General features: G+C 62.8%; 16 protein-coding genes. 13 read left to right on the plus strand and 3 right to left on the minus strand.

Annotation, left to right across the window (positions count from 1 at the left end; genetic code table 11):
* Nucleotides 1-43 precede the first annotated feature (43 nt).
* The 6 genes from BLW80_RS14710 to BLW80_RS14735 all read left to right on the plus strand — a co-directional run bounded on the left by BLW80_RS14710 (nucleotide 44) and on the right by BLW80_RS14735 (nucleotide 11,253).
* Nucleotides 44-5,263, plus strand: a complete 5,220-nt coding sequence (locus BLW80_RS14710; RefSeq protein ID WP_093758532.1) for an alpha-2-macroglobulin family protein — start codon at nucleotides 44-46, stop codon at nucleotides 5,261-5,263.
* An 86-nt stretch (nucleotides 5,264-5,349) separates the two neighbouring features.
* Nucleotides 5,350-7,467 (plus strand): penicillin-binding protein 1C, encoded by a 2,118-nt coding sequence (gene pbpC / locus BLW80_RS14715; RefSeq protein ID WP_502688603.1) that lies wholly within the window; start codon nucleotides 5,350-5,352, stop codon nucleotides 7,465-7,467.
* Nucleotides 7,468-7,517: 50 nt separating this feature from the next.
* Complete coding sequence (locus BLW80_RS14720; RefSeq protein WP_093758534.1) at nucleotides 7,518-9,260, plus strand: ArnT family glycosyltransferase; 1,743 nt, start codon at nucleotides 7,518-7,520, stop codon at nucleotides 9,258-9,260.
* Nucleotides 9,260-10,102 carry a phosphatase PAP2 family protein gene (locus BLW80_RS14725; protein WP_093758535.1) on the plus strand — a complete coding sequence of 281 codons (843 nt, stop codon included), beginning with the start codon at nucleotides 9,260-9,262 and terminating at the stop codon, nucleotides 10,100-10,102. The genes BLW80_RS14720 and BLW80_RS14725 overlap by 1 nt, the downstream gene beginning before the upstream one ends.
* 56 nt (nucleotides 10,103-10,158) lie before the next feature.
* On the plus strand, nucleotides 10,159-10,914 hold the full coding sequence (locus tag BLW80_RS14730) for a glycosyltransferase family 2 protein (protein WP_093758536.1): 756 nt from the start codon (nucleotides 10,159-10,161) through the stop codon (nucleotides 10,912-10,914).
* Nucleotides 10,915-11,253 carry a lipid-A-disaccharide synthase N-terminal domain-containing protein gene (locus tag BLW80_RS14735; RefSeq protein WP_093758537.1) on the plus strand — a complete coding sequence of 113 codons (339 nt, stop codon included), beginning with the start codon at nucleotides 10,915-10,917 and terminating at the stop codon, nucleotides 11,251-11,253.
* Between the two features lie 26 nt (nucleotides 11,254-11,279).
* On the opposite strand, the gene metC is transcribed toward BLW80_RS14735, so the two are convergent.
* Nucleotides 11,280-12,476, minus strand: a complete 1,197-nt coding sequence (gene metC, locus BLW80_RS14740) for a cystathionine beta-lyase (protein WP_093759098.1) — start codon at nucleotides 12,474-12,476, stop codon at nucleotides 11,280-11,282.
* A gap of 336 nt (nucleotides 12,477-12,812) precedes the next feature.
* Between metC and BLW80_RS14745 the strand changes: the two genes are divergently transcribed.
* From BLW80_RS14745 to BLW80_RS14760, 4 genes are read left to right on the plus strand one after another with little or no spacing between them, the layout of a single operon-like run.
* Nucleotides 12,813-13,829, plus strand: coding sequence for an amino acid ABC transporter substrate-binding protein (locus BLW80_RS14745; protein ID WP_093758538.1), 1,017 nt, complete (start codon nucleotides 12,813-12,815; stop codon nucleotides 13,827-13,829).
* 14 nt (nucleotides 13,830-13,843) lie between these two features.
* Nucleotides 13,844-15,055, plus strand: a complete 1,212-nt coding sequence (locus BLW80_RS14750) for an amino acid ABC transporter permease (RefSeq protein ID WP_093758539.1) — start codon at nucleotides 13,844-13,846, stop codon at nucleotides 15,053-15,055.
* Nucleotides 15,052-16,572, plus strand: a complete 1,521-nt coding sequence (locus BLW80_RS14755; protein ID WP_093758540.1) for an amino acid ABC transporter permease — start codon at nucleotides 15,052-15,054, stop codon at nucleotides 16,570-16,572. Before BLW80_RS14750 ends, BLW80_RS14755 begins: the two co-directional genes overlap by 4 nt.
* Nucleotides 16,573-16,578: 6 nt before the next feature.
* Entirely contained in the window at nucleotides 16,579-17,325 is a 747-nt protein-coding gene (locus tag BLW80_RS14760) for an amino acid ABC transporter ATP-binding protein (RefSeq protein WP_093758541.1), read from the plus strand.
* Between the two features lie 11 nt (nucleotides 17,326-17,336).
* Here BLW80_RS14760 and BLW80_RS14765 read toward each other — a convergent pair whose 3' ends face one another.
* Together BLW80_RS14765 and BLW80_RS14770 are read right to left on the minus strand one after the other, a co-directional pair.
* Entirely contained in the window at nucleotides 17,337-18,377 is a 1,041-nt protein-coding gene (locus BLW80_RS14765) for a cysteine synthase A (protein ID WP_093758542.1), read from the minus strand.
* Between the two features lie 125 nt (nucleotides 18,378-18,502).
* Nucleotides 18,503-19,732, minus strand: a complete 1,230-nt coding sequence (locus BLW80_RS14770; RefSeq protein ID WP_093758543.1) for an SAM-dependent methyltransferase — start codon at nucleotides 19,730-19,732, stop codon at nucleotides 18,503-18,505.
* Nucleotides 19,733-20,423: 691 nt separating this feature from the next.
* Here BLW80_RS14770 and BLW80_RS14775 point away from each other — a divergent pair.
* The 3 genes from BLW80_RS14775 to BLW80_RS14785 all read left to right on the plus strand — a co-directional run bounded on the left by BLW80_RS14775 (nucleotide 20,424) and on the right by BLW80_RS14785 (nucleotide 26,423).
* The gene (locus BLW80_RS14775; RefSeq protein ID WP_502688617.1) at nucleotides 20,424-21,860 is read left to right on the plus strand and encodes an efflux transporter outer membrane subunit; all 1,437 of its coding nucleotides are present in this window, start codon (nucleotides 20,424-20,426) and stop codon (nucleotides 21,858-21,860) included.
* On the plus strand, nucleotides 21,850-23,238 hold the full coding sequence (locus BLW80_RS14780; RefSeq protein ID WP_093758545.1) for an efflux RND transporter periplasmic adaptor subunit: 1,389 nt from the start codon (nucleotides 21,850-21,852) through the stop codon (nucleotides 23,236-23,238). The genes BLW80_RS14775 and BLW80_RS14780 overlap by 11 nt, the downstream gene beginning before the upstream one ends.
* Nucleotides 23,239-23,300: 62 nt before the next feature.
* Nucleotides 23,301-26,423, plus strand: coding sequence for an efflux RND transporter permease subunit (locus tag BLW80_RS14785; RefSeq protein ID WP_093758546.1), 3,123 nt, complete (start codon nucleotides 23,301-23,303; stop codon nucleotides 26,421-26,423).
* Nucleotides 26,424-26,453 lie beyond the last annotated feature (30 nt).

The following is a 26,453-nucleotide window of genomic DNA, read 5'->3' on the forward strand; positions in this document are numbered from 1 at the left end:
CATTTGAATCCAGGCGGCATTCGTCCGTGCAGGGGAGTTGTCCATGATTGGTCTGGTTCGCGCCGTCACTGTCTGCGCCACGCTGGCGTTCGGCCTCGTCTCGGCTCACGCGGCCGACAAGGCTTTCCGACGGGATGAGCTGGCGGATTCCGCGATCAAGCTCGAGGCGCAGATCAAGAGCGAGGCAGGGCCTGTCGCCAAGAGCGCGGCAACTTTGCGTACCGACGCGGACGCCGCGTTCAAACGCTCGGATTTCCGCGCCGGTTTGCAGACGCTGGGCCAGATCGTGGCGATTGCGCCCGATGACAGCGCCAACTGGCTGCGGCTCGCCAAGACGATCTTCCAGATCCGCCCGGCAACCTCGTCCGAAACCACCTTCCTGCGCGAGCGCGCTGCGACAGCGGCCTATATCGCCTATCAGCGCGCCGGTAATGCCGGCGAGGAGGCCGAGGCGCTGGCCGTGCTCGGCCGGGCCATGGAAGAACGCAAGCTGTGGCGCCCGGCACTGGACGCGCTGCGCCTGTCGCTCGAGATGCGCGAGGTCGCCGACGTGCGCGGCCAGTATGAAAAACTACGCGACGATCACGGCTTCCGGTTGCTCGATTACACCGTGGACTCGGATTCCGCCTCGCCACGGGCCTGTTTCCAGTTCTCGGAAGAACTCGCCAAGCGGGTCGATTTCGCGCCATTCCTGGCGCTCGCCGGCAGCGACAAGCCGGCATTGACCTCCGAGGAGAAGCAGCTCTGCGTCGAGGGCCTCAAGCATGGCGAGCGCTACAATATCAACCTGCGCGCCGGTCTGCCGTCGATGGTGAAGGAGAGCCTGCCGAAATCGGCCGAGTTCAACATCTATGTGCGCGACCGCAAGCCGTTCGTGCGCTTCACCGGCCGCGCCTATGTGCTGCCGCGCACAGGCCAGCAGGGCATCCCCGTGGTCTCGGTCAACACCCAGGCGGTCACCGTCAATGTGTTCCGGATCGGCGATCGCAACCTGATCAACACTGTCATCGGCAGCGACTTCCAGACGGCGCTGAGCAAGTACCAGCTCGACAGTCTCGGCGACGAGCGCGGCATGAAGGTCTGGACCGGCGAGCTGGCCACGGCGTCGACGCTCAATGCCGACGTCACCACGGCATTCCCCGTCGATCAGGCCATCGGCGAGCTGCAGCCCGGCGTTTATGTCATGACCGCGGCGGCCAAGGGTCCGGGGTCTGGCAGCGGCGATGACGACGGCTCGCTGGCGACCCAGTGGTTCATCGTGTCGGATCTTGGTCTCACGGCCTTCTCGGGCAATGACGGCATCCATGTCTTCGTCAATTCGCTCGCTTCGACCGATCCGATGGCCAAGGCCGACGTCCGGCTGGTCGCGCGCAACAACGAGATTCTTGCGACCAGGAAGACCGACGACTCCGGCCATGTGCTGTTCGAGGCGGGGCTCGCCAAGGGCGAGGGCGGTCTGTCGCCGGCATTGCTGACGGTAACCAGCGACAAGAACGACTATGCGTTCCTGAGTCTCAAATCGAACGCCTTCGATCTCAGCGATCGTGGCGTCTCCGGCCGCGCGGTTCCTGCCGGTGCCGATGCCTTCGTCTATGCCGAGCGCGGCGTCTATCGCTCCGGCGAGACGGTCTATCTCACCGCGCTGTTGCGCGACGGGCAGGGCAATGCCGTGACCTCGGGCCCAATGACTCTCGTGGTCGAGCGCCCCGATGGCGTCGAGTTCCGCCGCGCCGTCCTGCCTGACCAGGGCGCAGGCGGTCGCAGCCTGACGCTGCCGCTGAACTCTGCAGTCCCGACCGGCACCTGGCGTGTCCGCGCCTTCACCGATCCGAAGGCGCCATCGGTCGGCGAGACCACTTTCATGGTCGAGGATTACGTCCCGGATCGGATTGAATTCGACATATCTTCCAGGGACAAGCTGATCAAAGCTGATGCTCCTGTAGAACTTAAAGTGGATGGTCGCTTCCTCTATGGCGCGCCCGCGTCGGGCCTGCAGCTCGAAGGCGATATGCTTGTCAGCCCTGCCGCGAACCGCCCAGGATTCGCCGGCTACCAGTTCGGCGTTGCCGACGAGGAAAGCGCCAGCAACGAACGCACGCCGATCGAAGGATTGCCGGAAGCCGATGCCAATGGCGTCGCGACGTTCCCGGTCAGCCTCGCCAAGCCGCCGTCCTCGACCCGTCCGCAGGAAGCCCAGATATTCATTCGCATGACCGAAGCCGGCGGCCGTGCCGTCGAGCGCAAGTTCGTACTGCCGGTTGCGCCCAGTGCGCCGATGATCGGCGTGAAGCCGTTGTTCAAGGATAAGAACGTCGCCGAGGGAGATAACGCGGCTTTCGACGTCGTGGTCGTGTCGCCGGAGGGAACCTCGCTGGCCCGCAGCGGGCTGCGTTACGAATTGCTCAAGATGGAATCCCGCTACCAGTGGTACCGGCAAAATTCGTCCTGGGATTACGAGCCGGTCAAGTCGACCAAGCGCGTTGCCGATGGCGATCTCACCGTTGCCGCCAATGCTCCGGCCCGTATCTCGCTGCAGCCGCAGCCCGGCCGCTATCGGCTCGACGTGAAATCGAATGAAGCCGACGGCCCGATCACCTCGGTGCAGTTCGATGTCGGCTGGTATTCCGACGGCAGCGCCGATACGCCGGACCTGCTGGAGACCTCCATCGACAAGCCGGAATATCTGTCGGGCGACACCATAATTGTTTCGGTGAATGCACGCACCGGCGGCCTTCTGACAATCAATGTGCTCGGCGACCGCCTGCTGACGACCCAGAGCATCGGCGTCAAGGAAGGCCAGTCGCAGATCAAGATCCCGGTCGGCAAGGACTGGGGCACGGGTGCCTATGTGGTGGCCACGCTGCGCCGACCTCTCGATGCCGCCGCCAAGCGGATGCCCGGCCGCGCCATCGGGTTGAAGTGGTTCGGTATCGACAAAAGAGCACGCACGCTCGACGTCGCACTGTCGCCGCCCGCGCTGATCCGCCCGAGCTCGACGCTGAAGCTGCCGGTGAAACTCGGCGGGCTCAATCCCGGTGAGGACGCCAAGATCGTCGTTGCCGCCGTCGATGTCGGTATTCTCAACCTGACCAATTACAAGCCGCCGGCGCCGGATGACTATTATCTCGGCCAGCGCCGCATGACGTCGGAAATTCGCGACATCTATGGGCAGTTGATCGACGGCATGCAGGGTACCCGCGGCCAGTTGCGCACTGGCGGTGATAGTGCCGGCGCGCAGATCGAGGGCTCGCCGCCGACCCAGAAGCCGATGGCGTTGTATTCCGGCATCGTCACCGTGGCCGCCGACGGCACTGCGCAGATCGAGTTCGAGATTCCGGAGTTCGCCGGCACCGCGCGCGTGATGGCCGTGGCCTGGACCGCGACCAAACTCGGCCGCGCCACCGTGGACGTCACGGTGCGCGATCCCGTAGTCCTGACGGCGACGCTGCCGCGGTTCCTGCTGTCCGGCGACAAGGGCACCATGAGCTTCGATCTCGACAATGTCGAAGGCGCACCGGGCGATTACACCATCGCTGTAAAGACCTCCGGCCCCGTCAAGGTGACCGGCAATCCGGCCACGACGATCAAGCTCGCCGCCAAGCAGCGGACCTCGATGGCGCTGGCGATCGATGCATCCGGTGCAGGCACGGCGCAGTTCGACGTCGATATCAAGGGACCGAACGGGCTGACACTGGCTCGGCACTATGTGCTCGACGTCAAGGCGGCGACGCAGGTCTTGGCGCGGCGCTCGATCCGCACGCTGGCGAAGGGCGAGAGCCTGACGCTGACATCGGACATGTTCTCCGATCTCGTATCGGGCACCGGCGGCGTCTCGCTGTCGGTCAGCCTGTCCACGGCGCTGGATGCGGCAACCATCCTGAAGGCACTGGATCGCTACCCCTATGGCTGCTCCGAACAGATCACCAGCCGTGCGATGCCGCTGCTCTATGTCAACGACCTCGCCGCCGGCGCGCATCTGGCGATGGACACCGGCGTCGACCAGCGTATCAAGGACTCGATCGACAGACTGCTGGCACGTCAGGGCTCGAACGGCTCGTTCGGCCTGTGGTCGGCGGCCGGCGACGATGCCTGGCTGGACGCTTACGTGACGGACTTCCTGACGCGCGCTCGCGAGAAGGGGTTTGTGGTGCCGGATGTGCTGTTCCGTGCCGCTTTGGACCGCGTGCGCAATTCGGTCGTCAATGCTGACGAACCGGAGAAGGACGGCGGTCGCGATCTCGCTTACGGCCTTTATGTGCTGGCCAAGAACGGTACCGCGCCGATCGGCGATTTGCGCTATCTCGCCGACACCAAGCTGAAGAACCTGGCGACGCCCATCGCCAAGTCGCAGTTGGCAGCGGCGCTGGCGCTGGTCGGTGACCGCGCCCGGGCCGAACGCGTCTATGCGGCGGCCGTCGAAAGCCTCGCACCGAAGCCGGCCATCGAATTCGGCCGCGTCGATTACGGTTCGGCGCTCCGTGATGCCGCAGCACTGGTCTCGCTGGCCAGCGAAGGCAATGCGCCGCGTGCAACGCTGACGCAGGCGGTCCAGCGTGTCGAGGCCGCGCGCGGCCTGACGCCCTTCACCTCGACGCAGGAGAATGCGTGGCTGGTGCTGGCGTCGCGTGCGCTGGCCAAGGAAGCCAACACGCTGGCGCTGGACGTCAACGGTTCGCCGGTGAAGACCGCACTCTATCGCAGTTACAAGGCCGCGGAGATGGCGGGCCAGCCGATCAAGATCACCAACACTGGCGATACGCCGGTGCAGGCCGTCGTCTCGGTGTCGGGTTCGCCGATCACGCCGGAACCGGCTGCGTCCAACGGCTTCAAGATCGAGCGCAATTATTTCACGCTCGACGGCAAGCCCGCAGATGTCACCAAGGCGAAACAGAATGATCGCTTCGCCGTGGTGCTGAAGATTACCGAAGCCAAGCCGGAGTATGGGCACATCATGGTGGCCGACTATCTGCCGGCCGGTTTCGAGATCGACAATCCGCATCTGGTGTCGTCGGGCGACAGCGGCACGCTGGACTGGATCGAGGATGGCGAAGAACCTGAGAACACCGAATTTCGCGACGACCGCTTCACAGCGGCGATCGACCGGAAGAGCGACGACAAGGCGGTGTTCACCGTCGCCTACATCGTCCGCGCGGTGTCGCCCGGGAAGTATGTCCTGCCGCAGGCCTATGTAGAGGACATGTATAATCCGTCACGCTACGGGCGGACGGGGACGGGCAGTGTCGAGGTCGCGAAGGCGAAATGAGCGAGGGCACGTCCACACCACACACTCCGTCATCCCCGGGCTTGTCCCGGGGATCCATGTATTCTTGTGTGGATCGTGGGCAAGACGTGGATGGCCGGGACAAGCCCGGCCACGACGTGAGGAGAGGCTGGTGGCTTATCCGAAAGGCTGTCGCCGCTGCCACCGTAGTTGTGGTCCTGACTGGTGCAGCGACCGCCGCGTGGGTGGCCTCCCTCGGCCCTTTGCCGCTCGACCAGGCCCGCAAAATCTCCACCACCGTTATCGATCGCAACGGCAAGCTCCTGCGCGCCTATGCCATGACCGACGGACGCTGGCGGCTGCCGGTCGACGCGAGGACGTCCGTTGACCCCGGCTATCTCAACATACTGCTCGGCTATGAGGACAAGCGCTTCTACAGCCATCATGGCGTCGATCCACTGGCGCTCGGCCGCGCCGCGCTGCAGCTCGTCACCCGCGGCGAGATCGTGTCGGGCGGTTCGACCATCACGATGCAGCTTGCGCGGCTGATCGAACCACGGCAGCAACGCTCGATATCGGCGAAGATCAGACAAGCCGTCCGTGCGCTGCAGATCGAGCGGCAGATGAGCAAGGACCAGATCCTCGATCTCTATCTGGCGCTGGCGCCGTTCGGCGGCAATCTCGAAGGTATCCGCGCTGCGTCGATTGCCTATTTTGGCAAGGAGCCGAAGCGGCTGTCGTTGGCAGAGAGCGCGCTGCTCGTAGCGTTGCCGCAATCGCCGGAACACCGCCGGCTTGATCGCCATCCCGGCAATGCCCGCGTGGCGCGCGACCGCGTGCTCGAACGTATGGTCGGCGAGGGCAGGGTGTCGGCTGCCGATGCCATGCAGGCGAAATCCGTCAGCGTGCCAAAGCTGCGCAAGCCGATGCCGATCCTGGCGCCGCATTCGGCGGATCAGGCGACATCACTGCACAAGGATCGCCCGATTATCAGGCTCGCGCTCGATGCGGGTATCCAGCGTGCGCTTGAAGGCCTCGCGCGTGATCGCGCGGCGGCACTGGGCAACAATATCTCCATCGGCCTGATCGCAGTCGACAACGAGAGCGGCGACGTGCTCGCCCATGTCGGATCGCCCGATTATTTCGATGATCGTCGTGCGGGACAGGTCGACATGACGCGCGCGGTGCGCTCGCCCGGTTCGACGCTGAAGCCGTTTATCTACGGCCTCGCCTTCGAGGATGGCTTCGTGCATCCGGAAAGCCTGATCGAGGATCGGCCGGTGCGCTTCGGCAGTTACGCGCCGGAGAATTTCGACATGAGCTTTCAGGGCACCGTGCCGGTGCGCAAGGCGCTGCAGCTCTCACTGAATGTGCCGGCTATTGCGCTGCTGGATCGTGTTGGCGCGTCGCGGTTGTCGTCACGGCTCAAACAGGCGGGCGGCAATCTGGTGCTGCCGCCGGGTGAGGCGCCCGGTCTCGCCATGGGTCTCGGCGGCGTCGGCATTACGCTGCAGGACCTCGTCCAGCTCTATACGGGCGTAGCGCGGCTCGGCAGTTCGAAGCCGCTCCGGGAGATCATGCAGGCCAATGGCGGCGACGATCGCGAGTCGTTGCGGCTGATGGATCCGGTCGCAGCCTGGCAGGTTGGCAATGTCCTGATCGGCACGCCGCCGCCGGAGAATGCCGCGCATAACCGGATCGCCTTCAAGACCGGCACCAGCTACGGCTATCGCGACGCCTGGTCGGTCGGTTTCGACGGACGCATGACTATCGGCGTCTGGGTCGGCCGGCCCGATGGCGCGCCGGTGCCCGGCTTGGTCGGTCGTACGGCGGCGGCTCCGATCCTGTTCGATGCCTTTGCCCGGACCGGCAAGCTGCCGGCTTCGTTGCCGAAGGCGCCCAAGGGCGTGCTGATGGCCAGTAATGCAAAATTGCCGCTGCCGCTGCGTCGGTTCCGCCCGGTCGGCGAGTTGATCCGTACCGGCAGCGATCAGGCCCTGCACATCCAGTTCCCGCTGAACGGTTCCCGGATCGATGCCAGTGGCGGCGAGGGGCAGCTTTCGGCCGTATCGGTCAAGGTGGCCGGCGGGGTGCTGCCCATGACCGTTCTGGTCAACGGCATGGCCGCCGGGGAACTCGACAGCCGGCGCCAGCGGCTGGTCGATCCGCCTGGTCCGGGTTTCGTCCGGCTGACGGTCATGGACGCCATGGGCACAGCAGACACAGTTGTGGTCAGAATCCAATAAGCACGGGCTAACTGGTTGTCCGGTCGGCGGTTTCAGCGTATGCGACAGGCATGGCCGAGACCTATCCAAGACCCCGATTTGGCGCCCCGCGTGAGCCGAAAACCCGTGTCGATCCAGGCAGCAGACTGGTGCGCGTGCTGGATTTCGTCAGCTCCGGCCATGCCCGCGCAGTTGCGTTCCTGACCATTTGCGGGTTCCTGTTCTTCCTGCCGGGCTTCTTCACCATCCCGCCGATTGACCGCGACGAAGCGCGTTTTGCGCAGGCGACCAAGCAGATGGTCGAGACCGGCGATTTCGTCGACATCCGGTTCCAGGACGAGGTCCGCTACAAGAAGCCGGTCGGCATCTACTGGATGCAGGCGGCCGTGGTCGAGACCGCCGAGGCGCTGGGCTTGCAGAACGCCGAAGTCCGCATCTGGCTCTATCGCGTGCCATCGCTGATTGGCGCCATTGGTGCAGTGCTGCTGACCTATTGGACGGCGCTTGCTTTCCTGACGCGGCGCGGCGCCGTCTTGGCCGCCTTGATCATGTGCAGTTCGGTCTTGTTGAACGTCGAGGCCCGGCTCGCCAAGACCGATGCCATGTTGCTGCTGACTGTCGTCGCCGTGATGGGCGCGATGGCGCGGATTTACCTGGCGTGGCAGCGCGGCGAGGACGCCGACAAGTCGCGCTGGCAGGAGCCGGCGGTATTCTGGACGGCCATGGCGATCAGCATTCTGGTCAAGGGCCCGCTGATCCTGATGTTCGTCGGGCTGACGATCATTGCGCTGGCGATCATGGATCGCTCGGTCGCATGGCTGTGGCGATTACGGCCGCTGGTCGGCGTCATCTGGATGCTGTTCCTGGTGCTGCCGTGGTTCGTCGCGATCTTCCTGAAGTCGGGGCAAGCGTTCTTCTCCAATTCGCTCGGTGGCGACATGCTGAGCAAACTGGCTGCACAAGAATCCCACGGCGCGCCTCCGGGCATGTATTTCCTGCTGTTCTGGATTACCTTCTGGCCCGGGGCACCGCTGGCCGGTATGGCCACGCCGGCGATCTGGCGCGCGCGCCGCGAGCCCGGCGCACAATATCTGCTGGCCTGGCTGATCCCATCCTGGATCGTGTTCGAAGTCGTGATGACCAAGCTGCCGCATTACGTGCTGCCGCTCTATCCGGCGATCGCCATCCTCGTCATCGGCGCGCTTGAACGCCAGGTGCTGGCGCGCAATTGGCTGGCGCGCGGCGCGGCTTGGTGGTTCGCGATCCCGGCGCTAACCGCTGTGGTCGCCGAGATCGGTGCCGTCGCGATCGTCCGCCACCCGGTGTTTCTGGCCTGGCCATTTGCCGCCGCAGCACTGGTGTTCGGCCTGTTTGCCTGGTGGCTGTATGATAACGCCCGCGCAGAACGCTCGTTGCTGAATGCGGTTGTGGCCTCATTGTTCATGAGCGCCGCCTTTTATGGCGTGCTGCTGCCGTCGCTCCGACCGCTGTTTCCGAGTGTGCAGATCGCACGTGCACTGCGTAACGTGGTTTGCGTCGGTCCCAAGGCTGCGGCAGCGGGATATCACGAGCCGAGCCTGGTGTTCATGACCGGCACATCCACACAACTCACTGATGGTGCCGGCGCGGCGGATTTCCTCGGGCAGGGCAGCTGTCGCTTCGCGCTTGTCGAATTGCGTTCGGAGCGCCAGTTCGCGATGCGCGCCGAGGCCATCGGCCTGCGCTACAACATGGCAACCCGCATCGACGGCTATAACTTCTCGCAGGGCAAAGCGATTTCGGTGGCGATCTATCGCTCAGAAGGGACCGAGTAATGGTAGCCCCGGACAAATCGCAGCCACAGACCTATCTGTCGCAACTCGTTGCGCTTGTCTGGCAGTCATTCGCACAGCTTGTTCGCGCACCGTCGCATTCGCGGCGTGCCGAAGCTGCTCGTTATTGGGCGCGCCGTTCGCTGGCGCTTGGCGCCGTGACAGCCGTGATCATCATCGCGCTGATGTTCATCGTCGATGCCACCGAGATCGGACTGATGCCGGCGCGGGGCACGGCCGGCCTGTGGCCGCTGCGTATCTTCACTGACTTCGGCAAGGACGAATATGTCCTGCTGGCGTTGTTCGCGTTTATGATCGTTCTGGCCCTGCTGGCGCCGCTGCGGCACGGCACGTCGCGCGCCGTACTTGTCAGCTTCGGCACGCGCATTCAGTATATCTTCCTGTCGGTCGCGCTGTCGGTCTTCGTGGCTGAAATCATCAAAGGCATGCTCGGCCGTGGCCGACCTTTCGTCAGTGGCGCGGCAGACCCCTTTCACTTTTCGCATTTCGCCTGGACGCCGACCTATGCCAGTTTCCCGTCGGGTCATGCGACCACGAGTTTCGCATTGGCTTTCGCGGTCGCCGCGCTTTGGCCGCGGCTGCGCACGGTGATGATCGTCTACGCCGTCGCCATCTGTGCCAGTCGGCTCGTCCTGCTGGCGCATCATGCCAGTGACGTGGTCGGCGGCGGGCTGGTCGGCTGGATTGGCGCCATGACGGTGCGATACTGGTTTGCGGCCCGGCATCTGGCTTTCACCATCCACCAGGACGGCACGATCGACCCTCTGCCAGGGCCGTCCGCAGGCCATCTCAAAAGGGTTGCCCGCGGGACCGCGGCCCCATAATAAGCGGTCTTCGCCGGGCCGGCTGCGACAAGTTCCCGCAGGACCGCCCTCCAACCATGAGCTCCAATTTGTCCGCTCCCGAAGCTGCCCCCGTCGACGTCTCCATTGTCGTGCCCGTGCGCAACGAGCAGGACAATGTCGCGCCTTTGATCGCCGAGATCACCGCCGCGCTCGACGGCCGCTGGCCCTATGAGATCATCTACGTCAATGACGGCTCCACCGACGCCACGCCAGCACGGCTCGCCGAGTTGATGCAAACGCGCGCCAACCTGCGTCGCATCGACCACGCTGCGTCATCGGGCCAGTCGGCCGCCGTGCGAACCGGCGTGCGCAACGCCCGCGGCGCCATCGTGGCCACGCTGGATGGCGATGGTCAGAACAATCCGGCATTCCTGCCCAACCTGATTTCCGCGATCCAGGACGGTGGCGGCCGCGTAGGTCTCGCCGCCGGGCAGCGCGTTGGCCGCAAGGATACCGGCTTCAAGAAAGCGCAATCGAAGATCGCCAATGCCGTCCGCAACGCGATCCTCAAGGATGGTACCCGCGATACCGGCTGCGGTCTGAAGGCGTTCCGCCGCGATGTATTCTTGTCGATGCCTTATTTCGATGGTTTGCATCGCTTCCTTCCGGCGCTGGTGCGCCGTGAGGGCTTCGACATCGCCTATGTCGATGTCACCGATCGGCCGCGCCATTCCGGTGTGTCGAATTACGGATTTTTCGATCGGCTCTGGATCGGCATCATGGATCTCGCCGGCGTCTGGTGGCTGATCCGCCGCAAGCGTACGACGCCGGTCGCAACCGAGTTCAAATAAATGCTGATTCAATACGGTCAGGCGCTTGGCGACTACATCTACGACGTCTTCGTCGCGAAGTTCGATTTCTGGCTCGCCTTTGGTTTGATCGCCCAGCTGCTGTTTACCGCGCGCTTTCTCGTGCAATGGATTTCCAGCGAACGCGCCGGACAGAGCGTGGTGCCGATGGCCTTCTGGTTCTTCTCCATGGCCGGCGGCTTCATGACGCTGATCTACGGCATAGCCAAGCGCGAGCCGGTGATCATCCTCGGCCAGGCTTTTGCCACCGTAATCTATGTCCGCAACATCATGCTGATCATCAAGAACCGCGGCATCGGATCGAAGACGCTCGAGAGCTGAGCGTCTTCGTCTGGCGTCCTCGCCGATCAAAGCGCCGCGTTGAACGCCGCCAAGCCGCGCTCCAGATCAGCCTTCAGATCATCGACACTTTCCAGCCCGATATGAAACCGCAGCGCCGGACCGCCGGGCGCCCATGTCGTCGCGCTGCGATAATCCGAGCAGTCGAACGGGATGACGAGGCTCTCGAAGCCGCCCCAGGAATAGCCCATGCCGAACAGCTTGACGGTGTCGAGCAGGGCATCGACGGCCTTTTGCGGCGACGGCTTCAGGATGATGCTGAACAGGCCGGATGCGCCTGTAAAGTCGCGCTTCCAGATGGCGTGGCCGGGATGGCTGGGCAAAGCGGGATGCAGCACCTTCAGCACTTCGGGGCGGGTCTCCAGCCACCGGGCCATCTCCAGCGCCGAGCGCTGATGATGCGCGAGCCGGACGGACATTGTGCGTAGCCCGCGCAGCGCGAGGAAGACGTCGTCCGGGCCGGCGCATGTCCCGAGCAGCCTGATGCCTTCGCTGATCAGCGGCCAGGCTGCGTCATTGGCGGAGATGGTGCCGAACATGATGTCCGAGTGGCCGCCGATATATTTGGTCGCCGCCTGGATACTGATATCGACGCCCTGTTCGAGCGAGCGATGATAGAGCGGCGTGGCCCAGGTGTTGTCGTCGAGCACCAGCGCGCCGCGCGCATGCGCAATGCCGGCAATGAGAGGCACATCCGGCATTTCGAAGGATTGTGAGCCCGGCGCTTCGACCAGGACGGCGCGGGTATTCGATTTGAACAGCGCTTCAATGCCGGCGCCGATCAGCGGATCGAAATAGGTGGTCTCGATGCCGTAGCGTGCCAGCATGCCGTTGCAGAAATTGCGTGTCGGCCGATAGGCGCTGTCGCTGACGAGGAGATGATCGCCGGCCTTGAGCACCGAGAGCAGGGCGGTCGAGATCGCGGCGAGGCCCGATGGCACGAGCCCCACGCCGGCACATTTCGGGCCTTCCAGTGCCATCAGCGCTTCCTGCAATGCCTTGGTGGTCGGCGTGCCGTGGCGGCCATACTGAAACTCGCCGCGATGCGCGTGGAGGTCGTCGGCGGTCGGATACAGCACCGTGGAGCCGCGCACGACCGGTGGATTGACGAAGCCCCGCTGCGATTTGGTGTCGCGGCCGGCGGTGACGATCACGGTGTCCGTGTCGAGCGAGGTGGTGCCGTGATTATCGTTCGAAGCTGTCATAATGGGGCCGCCGGTCTGCAGGTGTTGCAAGGCCATTGGCATCTGGGTTGCCGAATGGCTGGTTCCGTCACTAAGAGGACACGGCGGATGGCCGTCAACCCCTTGACCCGGCTGGCTGATCGTTCTCTGTTGCGGACCTCGCGATCCCCCGCGGTACGTTGAGGGGCCTGCCGCGAAATCTGCGATTTCCTGCTGATTCGTACGGTCTTTTTAGATCGTCTCTGCTGTCGTTCGCCTTTCCGGTCGGGCCATTCACGGCTATGGAACTGATCCGTAGGCTCGTCATTCAATTCTTTGCGTCGACCGAGCGTCCTGACGTCCCCAAAGAGGCCTTACATGAAACGCGCAACCTTGATGTTCTCTCTCGCTCTTGCCGCTAGTCTGACCGCGCAAGGTGCATCTGCGCAGACGCTCAAGACCGTGAAGGACCGCGGCATGCTGTCCTGCGGCGTCACCCAGGGCTTGCCGGGTTTCTCGGCGCCGGATGACAAGGGCAACTGGGTCGGCTTCGATGTCGACCTGTGCCGCGGCATCGCGGCGGCGATCTTCAACGATGCCACCAAGGTGAAATATGTGCCGCTCTCGGCGAAGGATCGCTTTACTGCCTTGCAGTCCGGCGAGATCGACGTGCTGTCGCGCAATACGACCTGGACCCTGTCGCGCGATACGTCGCTTGGCGTGAACTTCGCCGGTATCAACTACTATGACGGCCAGGGTTTTCTGGTCCGCAAGGCGCTCAAGGTGAATTCGGCACTCGAGCTGAATAGCGCCTCGATCTGCCTGCAGACCGGCACCACCAACGAGCAGAATGTTGCCGACTATTTCAAGGGCAACAACATGAAGTATGAAGTGATCGCGTTCTCGACCGCCGACGAGACTATCAAAGCCTATGAGTCGGGCCGCTGCGACGTCTTCACGGCTGATCTCTCGCAACTTTATGCAGAACGCCTGAAGCTCACAGTGCCTGCAGATCATGCCGTGCTCCCTGAGGTGATTTCCAAGGAGCCGCTTGGCCCATTGGTGCGTCATGGCGATGATCAGTGGCTCGATGTGGTGCGCTGGACGCTGTTCGCGATGGTCAATGCGGAAGAGCTCGGGATTACCCAGAAGAACGTCGATGACCAGGCGAAATCCGACAAGCCGGAGCTGAAGCGTATCTTCGGCACCGACGGCAATCTCGGCGAAACGCTGGGCCTCACCAAGGACTGGTTTGCGCGCATCATCAAGGCGACCGGCAATTACGGCGAGGTGTTCGACCGCAATGTCGGCGCAGGCTCCAAGCTCGGGATCTCACGCGGACTGAACCAGCTCTGGAACAAGGGCGGCATCCAATACGCGCCGCCGATCCGCTGAGCGCATCATCGCCCGTGGCGACATCGACCGAAGCCAGAAAACCGCCGCTGCAACTCGTTGCAAAACTGCGACGTGTGCTGGGCGGGCAGGCGGGCTGGAGCGGCTTTGTGCTCCAGGTCGTGTTCGTCGCGGCGCTGGTCTGGATCGGCTATGAGATCGTCGAGAATGCACGCTCCAACCTGGCCGCGCAGAAGATCGCATCCGGCTTCGGATTCCTGTCAAACAACGCGGGCTTTGCGGTCAGTCAGGCGCTGATCCCGTATTCGGAATCCGACACCTATCTGCAGGTGTTCTTTGTCGGCCTCGTGAACACGCTGGTCGTGTCACTGATTGGCATATTCTTTGCGACCATCATCGGCTTCATCGTCGGGCTCGGCCGGATGTCGCCGAACTGGCTGCTGGCGCGGATCGCAGGCGGTTATGTCGAACTGATCCGTAACCTGCCGCTGCTGTTCCAGATCCTCTTCTGGTATCTCGCCGTGCTCGCGACACTGCCGCAACCGCGGCAGAGTATCTCGCTGCTGGACAGTTTTTTTCTCAGCAATCGCGGCTTTGGATTGCCGAAGCCGATCGGGACGGAGGCTTTCACGGCGTTCGCTGTCGCTGTGATCGTTGCGATCATCGCCGCGCTGGTCTTGCGCATTTATGCGCGACAGCAGCTCTTCGCCAAGGGGCGTGTGATAGCCGTCTGGCCGATGGGCTTGAGCTTGCTGGTCGGCTTGCCACTTCTGACGGCGCTCGTGCTCGGCAAGCCCGTGACTTTCGAGTATCCGGTATTGAGAGGTTTTAATTTCTCAGGCGGCCTGCGTGTGCTGCCGGAATTCGTTGCGCTGACACTGGCGCTCTCGACCTACACCGCCGCCTTCATCGCCGAGATTGTCCGTGCGGGAGTCCAGTCGGTGCATAAAGGACAGACCGAAGCGGGCGCATCGCTTGGACTTAGCCGGGGTGCAACGCTGCGACTGATCGTGGTGCCGCAGGCGATGCGCGTGATCCTGCCGCCGCTGACCAACCAGTATCTTAACCTCACCAAGAATTCGTCGCTGGCTGTTGCCATCGGCTATCCCGATCTGGTCTCGGTCTTTGCCGGGACGACCATGAGCCAGACCGGGCAGGCCATCGAGATTATCGCCATCACCATGGCGGTCTACCTCGTGATTTCACTGGTCACGAGCGCCATCATGAGCGCCTATGGCTGGCGGATCTCGCGGAGCATGGGCGCATGAGCGACACCAGCTTCATTGCAAAAGAACTGGTTACAGAGCGCGCCGCTCCAGTGCGCAGCACGGGTTTCGTCGGCTTTGTGCAGACACGGCTGCTGAATTCACCGACCAATATTCTGCTGACTGTCGTCAGCCTGTTGCTGCTGTGGTTCACCATTGCCCCCACGGTCAAATTCCTGCTGATCGACGCCGTCTGGCAGGGGCAGGACCGCACGGCGTGCCTGCCGGAAAATACTGGCCACGCCGTCGGCGCCTGCTGGCCATTCGTGCAGGCCAAATTCACGCAGTTTATCTACGGCTTTTATCCTGAGTCGGAACGCTGGCGCGTCAATCTCACTTTCCTGCTCGGCGCGCTATTGCTGTTGCCGCTGCTGATCCCGCGTCTGCCCGCGAAGAGCGTGAATGCCGGACTGTTCTTCCTTGCCTTCCCTGTCGTGGCGTTCTTCCTGCTGTATGGCGGTGGCATCGATGGCTTCGGAATCAGTTGGGCCGCGGATTTTCTGTCGACCGTCGCGGTCCACATCACGGATGTGGGTCGCCGGCTCAGGGGCATCGGCCTTATGTCCGATATAGCTGTCATCGGTTATCCGCTGACGCTGATAGGCGACGGCGTCGTAGCATTCGGCGACGGCCTGCAACTCGTCGCGCTGCCGTTTGAGTGGTTACGCAACGAAGGCGTCAATCATGGCAAACCTGTCTGGTTCGAACTGACGACAACCGCCATCATTGTCTCGCTGCTTATGTTCTTGTTGAACGGCCACTTCCGCAGCGGCTGGCGTGCGCTGGCCAACAGTATCTCCGTCTTCGCTGGCATCGCCGTCGTCATCGCCCTGCTGCGGCTTGATCGTGGCGGATTGCCCATCGTCGATACGCGGCTCTGGGGCGGATTGCTGGTGACGCTGGTGGTGTCGATCACAGGCATCGTCACGTCGATGCCGGTTGGCATCGCGCTGGCACTGGGGCGACGCTCGACCATTCCGTTGATCCGGCTGTTCTCGATTGCCTTCATCGAATTCTGGCGCGGCGTGCCGCTGATCACCGTATTGTTCTTTGCGACCTATATGCTGCCGCTGTTCCTGCCGGGCAATTTCACTGTTGATGGGCTGGTGCGCGCGCTGATCGGCATCGCGCTGTTTGCCGGCGCCTATAATGCCGAGGTGATCCGCGGCGGGTTGCAGGCGATCCCGCGCGGTCAGGCGGAGGCGGCAAGTGCGCTAGGCCTGTCCTGGTGGAAGACCACGCGTCTGGTGGTGATGCCGCAGGCGCTGCGCCATGTTATTCCCGGCCTCGTCAATAGCTTCATCGCGCTTTTGAAGGATACGTCACTGGTGTCGATCGTGGCGCTGTTCGATTTGCTCGGCCAACTCCGCGCGGCGTTCGCAGATCCGAATTGGTCGACGCCGACGACCCTGTTCACCGGTTTTGCCTTTACCGGCATCATGTATTTCGTGATGTGCTTTGGCATCTCGCGCTATTCGTTGTTCGTCGAGCGTCGGCTGAATGCGCATCGGCGGAGTTGAGGTGATATGTCCGTATCCGTAAATCCCATCGTCTCGATTGCCGGCCTCAACAAATGGTTCAGCGATTTCCACGTACTGCGCGACATCGATCTTGCGGTCGGCCGCGGCGAGCGCATCGTGATCTGCGGGCCGTCGGGCTCGGGCAAATCGACGCTGATCCGCTGCATCAATGCACTGGAGGAATTTCAGGAGGGCCGCGTCACCATCGACGGCATCGAATTCGGCCCTAACCTGCGCCGCGTCGACGATATCAGACGCGATGTCGGGATGGTGTTCCAGAGCTTCAATCTGTTTCCGCATCTGACCGTGCTTGAGAACTGCACGTTGGCGCCAATCTGGGTACGGCATATGCCGAAGAAGGACGCCGATGCTGCGGCGATGAAATATCTGGAGCGGGTGCGCATTCCGGACAAGGCCAATGCCTATCCCGGTCAGCTCTCCGGTGGCCAGCAGCAGCGTGTGGCGATCGCCCGGGCGCTGACGATGACGCCGAAGGTGATGTTGTTCGACGAACCGACATCGGCGCTGGACCCGGAAATGGTCAAGGAAGTGCTCGACACCATGGTCGATCTTGCCAGCGAGGGCATGACCATGCTTGTGGTCACGCACGAGATGGGCTTTGCCAAGGAAGTCGCCAGCCGCGTGGTATTTATGGATGCCGGTCAGATCATCGAGGCGAATACACCGGACAAGTTCTTCGCCAATCCGAAGCATGCGCGGACAAAGCTGTTCCTGAGCCAGATTCTCCGCTGAGGCCTTGCGCCTCAGACTTTCTCGAACGGCACCGAGATATCGCTCTTCGTCTCCAGCCATGCCGGCACCGGCAGGTTCTTGCTGCGCATGAAGTCGGGATTGAACAGCTTCGACTGATAGCGGCCACCGGAGTCGCAGAGAAGGGTGACGATGGTCTTGCCCGGGCCCAACTCCTTTGCGAGGCGGATCGCGCCGGCGATGTTGATGCCGGTCGAGCCGCCGAGACAGAGGCCTTCGTGCTGGAGCAGGTCGTAGATGACGGCGACGGCTTCCTCGTCAGGGATCAAGAAGGCGGTATCGACCTTCGCGGTCTCGATGACCGGCGTCACGCGGCCAATCCCGATGCCTTCCGTGATGGAATCGCCGGGCGTGGACTTGGCTTCGCCATGCTTGAACCAGTTATACATCGCAAAGCCATTTGGATCGGCGCAGGCCGTAACAATGTTGTTGTTCTTTTCCTTCAGGTAGCGGGTCGTGCCGGCTAGCGTGCCACCGGTACCGACTGCCGAAATGAAGCCGTCCACCTTGCCGGCAGTCTGCTCCCAGATCTCGGGGCCCGTCGATTCATAATGGGCTTTGGCATTGTCGAGATTGTTCCACTGGTCGGCAAACAGAACGCCGTTCGGTTCGGTCTTGCGCAGCTGATCTGCGAGCCGTCGTCCGACATGTTGATAGTTGTTCGGATTGGCGAACGGCAGCGCGGGCACTTCGATCAGCTCGGCGCCGTTGAGCCGCAGCATATCTTTCTTTTCCTGGCTCTGCGTCTCCGGGATCACGATCAGCGTGCGATAGCCGCGCGCGCTCGCCACCACGGCGAGACCGATACCGGTATTGCCCGCAGTCGACTCGACAATGAGACCGCCGGGCTTCAGATCGCCGCGCTTCTCGGCTTCAAGGATCATCCATTTGCCCGCGCGGTCCTTCACCGACTGGCCGGGATTCATGAATTCGGCCTTGCCGAGAATGGTGCAGCCGGTCAGTTCGGATGCGCGCTTCAGCTTGATCAGAGGCGTGTTGCCGATCGCCTCGACGACGTCTTTGTTGAAGGTCATGGTGCTGAAATTCTTCGCTCGGGTTGTCGATCTCGCGGCGACCCTAGTGGAGGCCGCCGGGCCAGACAAGGGAAGGGTCTGGCCTCAAGATCTGGTGCCGCAGTGCGGAAAGTCCAGAGCGCGGGCTATGGGGCTTTTGCGAATACGACCTGGCGAACGTCGATATTCCCCGACAGGAAACCGGCCTCGCAATAGGCCAGGTAGTATTCCCAGAGCCGCCGGAACCGGTCGTCGAAACCGAGCGGCGTCAGGCTTGGCCAGGCCGCGCGGAAACTATCTCTCCAGGTCGCCAGCGTCTTGGCATAATCCAGTCCGAATATGCGTTCCTTGATGACAGGAACGCCGTATCTGGCCCCGAGGGATTTCAGGATTTCCGGCGACGGCAGCATGCCGCCGGGAAAGACGTAGCGCTGAATGAAGTCGACCTCGCGCCGATAGGTCTGGAAGAACTTGTCCTGGATCGTGATGGCCTGGATACCGATCAATCCGCCGGGCAGCAGCCGGTCGCGCAATTGTGAGAAATACTGCGGCCAGAACTGTTCGCCGACGGCCTCGATCATCTCGATCGAAGCGATGCGGTCATACTGTCCACGTTCGTCGCGATAGTCCTGAAACTTGATTTCGACCTTGTCGCCAAGGCCCGCGTCCTGCATCCGCTTACGTGCGAAATCGCGCTGCTCGGTCGAGATGGTGAGACCGGTGACATGCGCGCCGTAGTTCTTCGCGGCATATTCGGCAAAGCCACCCCAGCCGCAGCCGATCTCCAACACCTTCTGGCCGGGCTTCAGATCGATTGCTTCTGCAAGCCGGCGATATTTGTTGTTTTGCGCGGCCGTGAGATCCTGCGTACCGTCTTCGAAAATCGCGGACGAATAGGTCATGCTCGGATCGAGCCACGCAGAATAGAACGCGTTGCCGATGTCGTAGTGCGCGTAGATGTTCTTGCGAGCTTGCCGCTTGGTGTTGCGATTGAACCAGTGACGAACGATCTGGACGAAGCGCATCAGCGGATTGTTGCCGAGCATCACCTGAATGAGATCGTGATTGACGCAGAACAGATACAGGAATTGCGTGAGATCCGGCGTGTCCCATTCGCGGTGTAGATAGGCTTCCGCGATGCCGATATCGCCGCCATTCACAAGACGCGACGCGAACGCATAGCTGGTGATCGTCATCTCCGCGGCAGGACCAGGTTCCATGCCGCCGAGGCGGACACGCCGGCCATCGGGAAGTGTCACGTCGAGCGTGCCGCGGCGCAGACGTGAGCCGAAGCCCAATGCCAGCCGGACGATGCGCGGCAGATCGGGCAGCGCCTTGTCGACATTTTCCGGAGTGAGAACGATCAGATCAGACATGTGCAGATCCAGGGGAGTTCGTGGTTCTGTGCCCGAATTCAAGTCGCATGGAAGGATGTGGCCGCCGCTCTTTTGTCGAACAGGATCGTCTTTGTGCGCTGCGAAATTCGGTCAACGCGCGGACGATTTTGCAGGAGTATAAGCGCGGCCTTGTTTGCTCGCCAAGCGGGTATTTCTTGCATGGTTTGCTTCACGCGGCACGATTGACGTCGAACGGCGGTGGCATCTGGTCCGCATCGTCAAGCCGATCATGATCGATCAACAGCTCTTCACGAGGCAACTGAAGCGATGGCCCATGGGCTTGAGCCGCGCATACATCACATCCCGGCGGGTTTCAAAACGCTGCCGGTGGCACAGGGGAACGCAATCCGGGCGTCAGCAACAAATGAACACATGAAATCTTCGTAAGCCTGACCTGCCGGCGCTTCTGTTAGGGACCAAAAAACCCCACAAAATCGGGAGAATCTGTGCAAATCCACTCATTTGCGGGCATCCAGCATTCGTGTCGCTTGCACGTTGCGACACGTAAGAACACTGTCCGCAGGATGATTGGGCCGCTAGAATGCGGGCTCGTTTCATTGACCAAGCATCACCCGGTGAACGTGTCTCAGGCTACATACTCCAACGCCTCGAATCTCGGCGCAAAGCGCGCGCGGCGGAGCCTTGTCCGGATGTCCGTGCGGTGAGTCTCCTGTTTGCGAAAAAGATTGGGCGTTCGGTCGTCGCCTTTGCCGTTGTTGCCAGTTCGGCAGGCTGCATTTTGACCAAAGATCTGCCTGATCCGGCCCTCGATATTCCCGGGGGCTATAAGGCGGCACGGCTGGCCAATCCGAACGGCGCCACGCCGACACTGGACTGGTGGCGCGGCTTTCGCTCCAGGGAACTGACGCAGCTGATGGAGGAGGCCCAGACGGTCAACCTCGATATCGCTGCGGCAACATCGCGAATCATGCAGGCCGATGCGCAGGCACGAATCACCGGCGCAGCGCTGCTGCCCAGCGTGAGCGGCGGCGGGCAGGAGACCTATTCGCGGACCTCGGGCTCCAGTTCCAGCGGTCTGACCAACGGCGGCCGCGAGGTGGTGACCTATTCGGCCTCGCTCTCGGCCAGCTACGAGGTCGATTTCTGGGGCAAGAACCGCGACGCGGCGCTGGCCGCGGAAGAAACCTCGACTGCCAATCGCTTCGACCGCGACGTGGTGGCACTGACCACCATGGCGGCCGTCGCCAATGCCTATTTTCAGGTGCTGACCTCGCAGGACCGCATTCGTACGGCGGAGCGCAACATCGCCAGCGCGCAGCGCATCCTTGATGCGATCAAACAGCGCTTCAGTGCTGGCACCGGCACCGATCTCGATGTCGCGCAGCAGGAAAGCGTGCTGGCCAATCAGCGCGCTGCGGTGCCGCCGCTGCGCACCACGCTCGCGCAGAACGTCAATGCGCTCGCGACGCTTGTGTCCCGCCCCCCTGAAAGCGTGCGCGTGGCCGGCGGCTCGCTGAACACTATCGCCGCGCCGCGCGTCACGCCCGGTCTGCCGTCAGAGCTCTTAACCCAGCGGCCGGATATCCGCCGGCAGGAGGCGCAATTGGCCTCGGCTACGGCGAATGTCGGCAGCGCCCGGGCGCAGTTCTTTCCGAGTATCCAGTTGACCGGCTCGGGCGGTTATCAGAGCGCAGCGCTGGCCTCGCTGTTCCAACCCAACGCCGCTTTCTTCAGCCTCGTCGGCGGCCTGACCCAGCCGATTTTCGATGGCGGGCGCATCCAGGGCAATTTCGAGCTGACCCAGGCACGGCAGGACGAGCTCCTGCAGACCTATCGCAAGACGGTCGTGCAGTCCTTTGCCGACGTGGACAACGCGCTGGTCGCGATCCGCCAGACCACAGAGCGGCTGCGGCTGCAGCGCGAGGTGGTCCGGGCGTCCCGGCGGGCCTTCGAACTGTCTGAGCAGCAATTGCGGGCTGGAACCGCTGACATCGTAACTGTGCTAAACACCCAGCTGACGCTGTTCCAGGCGGAAGATGTCCTGTCGCAGGCGCAACTGGCGCGGCTGCAGGCTATCGTCAGCCTCTATCAGGCGCTGGGGGGCGGCTGGGAGCCGAAAATGGAAAGACCGGTCAATGCTCTTTAAGCCGGAGTTGAAAGAGGCCGCGAAAGCGACGGGCGATGGTGTCGCCAAGGTCGCCGGCAAAGCGCGCCGACGCACGGTGTCGATCGCCGTGACGCTGCTGATCCTCGGCGGGCTCGGCTATATCGGCTGGAACGCCTTCCAGCAGCGTCAGACCGCCAACCGCGGCGGTTTCCGACCGGACATGATGACGGTGCCGGTGCTTGCGGCAACGCCGAAGATCCAGGACGTGCCGGTCTATCTCGATGGCGTCGGCTCGGTGAAGGCCTTGAACAATGTCACCGTGCGCGCACAGGTCGACGGCAAACTGATCAAGGTCAATTTCAAGGAAGGCCAGGACGTCAAGGCGGGCGATGTGCTCGGCGAGATTGACCCGGTCCTCTACAAGGCGCTGTACGATCAGGCTGTCGCCAAGAAGGCGCAGGACGAGGCGACGCTGGCCAATGCGCGGCTCGACCTGATCCGTTACCAGCAGCTTGCAACGTCAAACGCCGGCTCCAAGCAGCAGGCCGACACCCAGAAGTCTCTCGTTGCCCAGCAGGAGGCGCTGGTGAATGCCGATCAGGCTGCCATCGACAATGCTGCCGCGACGCTGAGCTACACCAAGATCATCGCGCCACTGTCCGGCCGTGCCGGCCTGCGTCAGGTCGATCAGGGCAACATCATCCACGCGTCCGATACCACGGGCCTCGTGGTGATTACGCAACTGCAGCCTATCGCAGTACTGTTCAGCCTGCCGCAGCAGCAAATCGTTCGCGCCAATGCCGCTGCTGCCAAGGGCACGTTGATGGTCGATGTATTCGGCAATGACGGCGTGACCGTCATCGACACCGGTACGCTTACCGGCATCGACAATCAGGTCGATACCACGACGGGCACCGTGAAGCTGAAGGCCGAGTTCCCGAACCCGAATTATCAGCTCTGGCCCGGTCAGTTCGTCAATGTGCGGCTGAAGGTCGAGACGCTGAAGGATGCGATGGTGGTGCCGACCTCGGCTGTGCAGCGCGGTCCCGCCGGCACGTTCAGTTACGTGATCGAGGAGGGCGACATCGTCAAGGCGGTGCCGGTCACCGTGACGCAGCAGAACGAGACCACGGCCGTCATCGCCAAGGGCCTGTCGGCGACCCAGCGTGTTGTCACCACTGGCTTTGCCAATCTCGCAGAAGGATCGAAGGTTTCTGTCGGCACCAACGATCAGGAGCCGACCGCCGATCTCGCGCCGCGCAAGCGTGGCGGGGGCAAGGGCAATGATGCCGGCGAGCGTCGTGGCAAGCGTGGCCAGAATTCGGGTGGCGCGGGCGGCCAGGGCAATCCGCAGGCACCGATTGGCCAGACGCCGCCTCCGGCCAGCCCGAGCGCTGCGCCATCGGGAGCGAAGTAGCCATGATGTTCGCACGATCGATCGCCTGAGTTGATGATTTCGATACCAAAGAGCGCACAGTCATGAGCGTCTCGGAACCCTTCATCCGCCGGCCCATCGCGACGTCGTTGCTCGGCATCGCGTTGCTGATCGGTGGCGCGCTTGGCTACTTCGGGCTTCCGGTATCGGCGCTGCCGCAGGTCGATTTCCCGACCGTGCAGGTTTCGACGCAATTGCCGGGCGCGAGCCCCGAAGTGACAGCGTCGCTGATCACCGCGCCTCTGGAGCGCCAGCTCGGACAGATTCCGTCGCTGTCATCGATGACCTCGACGAGCTCGTTCGGCGTCAGCCAGATCTCGCTGCAATTCGATCTCAACCGCGACATCGATGGCGCGACCCAGGACGTGCAGGCGGCTATCAATGCTGCCGCCGGCGTGCTGCCGAAGAACCTGCCATACCCGCCGGTCTATGCGAAGGTCAATCCGGCCGACGCGCCGGTGATGACGTTGGCGCTGACCTCGGACACCATCTCGCTGCGATCGATGAGCGATCTGTCCGATACACTCCTGGCGCAGCGGCTCAGCCAGATTTCGGGTGTCGGCAAGGTTGCCGTGCTTGGCGGCTTGAAGCCGGCGGTGCGTGTGCAGGCGGATCTGGCGCGGCTCGCTGCCTATGGCATCGCGATGGAAGACCTCCGTACGGCGATTGCCGGCGCCAACGTGTCAGGTCCCAAGGGCTCGCTCGATGGCGCGCAGCAAGCTTACACCATTGCCGCGAACGACCAGATTGCGGCGGCGGATCAGTATCGGCCGATCATTATCGCTTATCGCAACGGATCCCCTGTCACCATCGGCGACATCGCGCAGATCGTCGATGGGCTGGAAAACGACCGCACTGGCGGTTGGTATCAAGGCACGCCCGCCGTCATCATCGAGATCCAGCGTCAACCCGGTGCAAATGTCATCGAGGTCGTTCGCCAGATACGCGAGGAAATTCCGAAGGTGCAGCGCTCGATGCCGGCCGGTGTCAAGCTGACCATCGTGAGCGACCGCACCGTGACCATTCGCGCCTCGGTCCATGACGTGCAATTCACGCTGGTGCTGTCCGTGATCCTCGTGACTTTGGTGGTGCTGCTGTTCCTCCGGTCGCTGCGTGCAACGCTGATTGCCGGCGTAGCGCTGCCGCTGTCGCTGATCACGTCCTTCGGCGTGATGTATTTCGCCGGCTTCAGCCTCGACAATCTCAGCCTGATGGCGCTGACCATCGGCACCGGTTTCGTGGTCGACGACGCCATCGTGATGATCGAAAACATCGTCCGTCACATGGAAGAGGGCGAAAGCCCGATGGAAGCGGCGCTGGCGGGCGCGAAGGAAATCGGCTTCACGGTGATCTCGCTGACGGTGTCGCTGATCGCTGTCTTCATCCCCCTGCTATTCATGTCCGGCCTCGTTGGCCGCATGTTCCGCGAATTCGCGATGACGCTGACCATTGCCGTGGTGATGTCCGCCGTGGTCTCGCTGACTCTGACACCGATGATGTGCTCGCGGCTTTTGAAGCACACCAGGGATGAATGGCAGGTGCCGGGTCTGGGAGCCGTCAGCCGCTTCATCGACCGTATGGTGGCATTCTATCACCGCACGCTGTTGTGGGTGTTGCAGCATCAGCCAGCCACGCTGGTTGTCACGTTCCTGACCATCGTCGCAACGCTCGGCCTCTATGTCATCGCCCCCAAGGGCTTCCTGCCGCTGCAGGACACGGCCTCGATCACGGCTGTGACGGAGGCTGGTGCCGACGTGTCCTTCGCAGAAATGCAGAGCCGGCAGGGCGCGGCAGCCGCAGCGATCCAGGCCGATCCGGATGTGACGGGAATCATCTCGGTGATCGGCGGCGGCTCGGTCAATCCGACCACCAATGTTGGCCGGCTGGTGATGACCCTGAAGCCGCGCGGCGAGCGCAAGGACGACATGACCGCCGTGATCGCGCGGCTCAAGGATCGCGTCGCCGCGATCCCTGGCATGACTGTGTATTTCCAGCCGGTGCAGGATATCCAGATCAGCACGCAAGCGAGCCGTTCGCAGTATCAATATACGCTGACCGGGACTGATGCGGCGCAGGTCACCGAATGGTCGCAGAAGCTGGTCGCCGAATTGCGCCGCGATCCGATGTTCCGCGATGTGTCTTCGGAAGCGCAGACTGGCGGATTGCGGGCCTCGCTCGATATCAACCGGCAGCGTGCCGGTCAGCTCGGCGTCAATCTGCAGGGCGTCACCGACACGCTGAATGACGCCTTCGCGCAGCGCCAGATTTCGACCATCTACGGTCAGGCCAATCAGTACCGCGTTGTGCTGGAGGCATTGCCGTCACAGCAGCGCGATCCCGATGTGCTGTCGAAACTGTATCTGCCGGGTGTGGCCGGCGCGCAGGTGCCGCTGTCTGCCGTAGCCACATTGACGCGTACCACGGCGCCACTGGCGATCTCGCATCAGGCGCAATTCCCCGCGATCTCGCTCAGCTTCAACCTCGGGCCGAACGAGGCGCTTGGGGATGCGGTCGACGAAGTGAAGAAGATCGAGACCCGGATCGGCATGCCGACCAGCATTGTCGGGATGTTCTCCGGCGATGCTGCGGAATTCTCCAAGTCGCTGTCCGGACAGCCTTGGCTGATCCTCGCGGCGCTGGTGACGATCTATATTGTGCTGGGTGTGCTCTATGAGAGTTACATCCATCCGATCACCATTCTCTCGACGCTGCCGTCCGCCGGTGTCGGTGCGATCCTGGCCCTGATGCTGACCGGGCAGGACCTGTCGGTGATCGGCCTGATCGGCATCATCCTCTTGATGGGCATCGTCAAGAAGAACGCGATCATGATGATCGACTTCGCGCTGGATGCAGAGCGCAATCGCGGCATGGCACCGGAAGCGGCGATCGTCGAAGCCTGTCTACTGCGGTTCCGGCCCATCATGATGACGACGCTGGCGGCATTGTTTGGTGCGTTGCCGCTGGCGATCGAAAGTGGCACCGGCGCAGAGCTGCGCTTCCCGCTCGGTGTCTCGATCATCGGCGGTCTGCTGCTCAGCCAGATCCTGACGCTCTACACCACGCCGGTGATCTATCTGGCGCTGGATCGCATCAACCGCCGGTTCGAGAAGAGTGCGCCGCCCGTTGCGGGTGCAGCCGGAACGGCGGGAGCAGGGGGGCCGCCCTAGTGGCTTCCATCTCCATCTCAGCGCCATTCA

Source organism: Tardiphaga sp. OK245 (assembly GCF_900108575.1).
GTDB classification, from domain to species: domain Bacteria; phylum Pseudomonadota; class Alphaproteobacteria; order Rhizobiales; family Xanthobacteraceae; genus Tardiphaga; species Tardiphaga robiniae.

Coding starts and splice junctions, on each gene's coding strand:
- BLW80_RS14720 (WP_093758534.1), top strand. CDS start 7,518: ATGGCCGAGACCTATCCAAGACCCCGATTTGGCGCCCCGCGTGAGCCG.
- BLW80_RS14780 (WP_093758545.1), top strand. CDS start 21,850: ATGCTCTTTAAGCCGGAGTTGAAAGAGGCCGCGAAAGCGACGGGCGAT.
- BLW80_RS14760 (WP_093758541.1), top strand. CDS start 16,579: ATGTCCGTATCCGTAAATCCCATCGTCTCGATTGCCGGCCTCAACAAA.
- BLW80_RS14730 (WP_093758536.1), top strand. CDS start 10,159: ATGAGCTCCAATTTGTCCGCTCCCGAAGCTGCCCCCGTCGACGTCTCC.
- BLW80_RS14755 (WP_093758540.1), top strand. CDS start 15,052: ATGAGCGACACCAGCTTCATTGCAAAAGAACTGGTTACAGAGCGCGCC.
- BLW80_RS14710 (WP_093758532.1), top strand. CDS start 44: ATGATTGGTCTGGTTCGCGCCGTCACTGTCTGCGCCACGCTGGCGTTC.
- metC (WP_093759098.1), bottom strand. CDS start 12,476: ATGACAGCTTCGAACGATAATCACGGCACCACCTCGCTCGACACGGAC.
- BLW80_RS14725 (WP_093758535.1), top strand. CDS start 9,260: ATGGTAGCCCCGGACAAATCGCAGCCACAGACCTATCTGTCGCAACTC.
- BLW80_RS14785 (WP_093758546.1), top strand. CDS start 23,301: ATGAGCGTCTCGGAACCCTTCATCCGCCGGCCCATCGCGACGTCGTTG.
- BLW80_RS14765 (WP_093758542.1), bottom strand. CDS start 18,377: ATGACCTTCAACAAAGACGTCGTCGAGGCGATCGGCAACACGCCTCTG.
- BLW80_RS14770 (WP_093758543.1), bottom strand. CDS start 19,732: ATGTCTGATCTGATCGTTCTCACTCCGGAAAATGTCGACAAGGCGCTG.
- BLW80_RS14745 (WP_093758538.1), top strand. CDS start 12,813: ATGAAACGCGCAACCTTGATGTTCTCTCTCGCTCTTGCCGCTAGTCTG.
- BLW80_RS14735 (WP_093758537.1), top strand. CDS start 10,915: ATGCTGATTCAATACGGTCAGGCGCTTGGCGACTACATCTACGACGTC.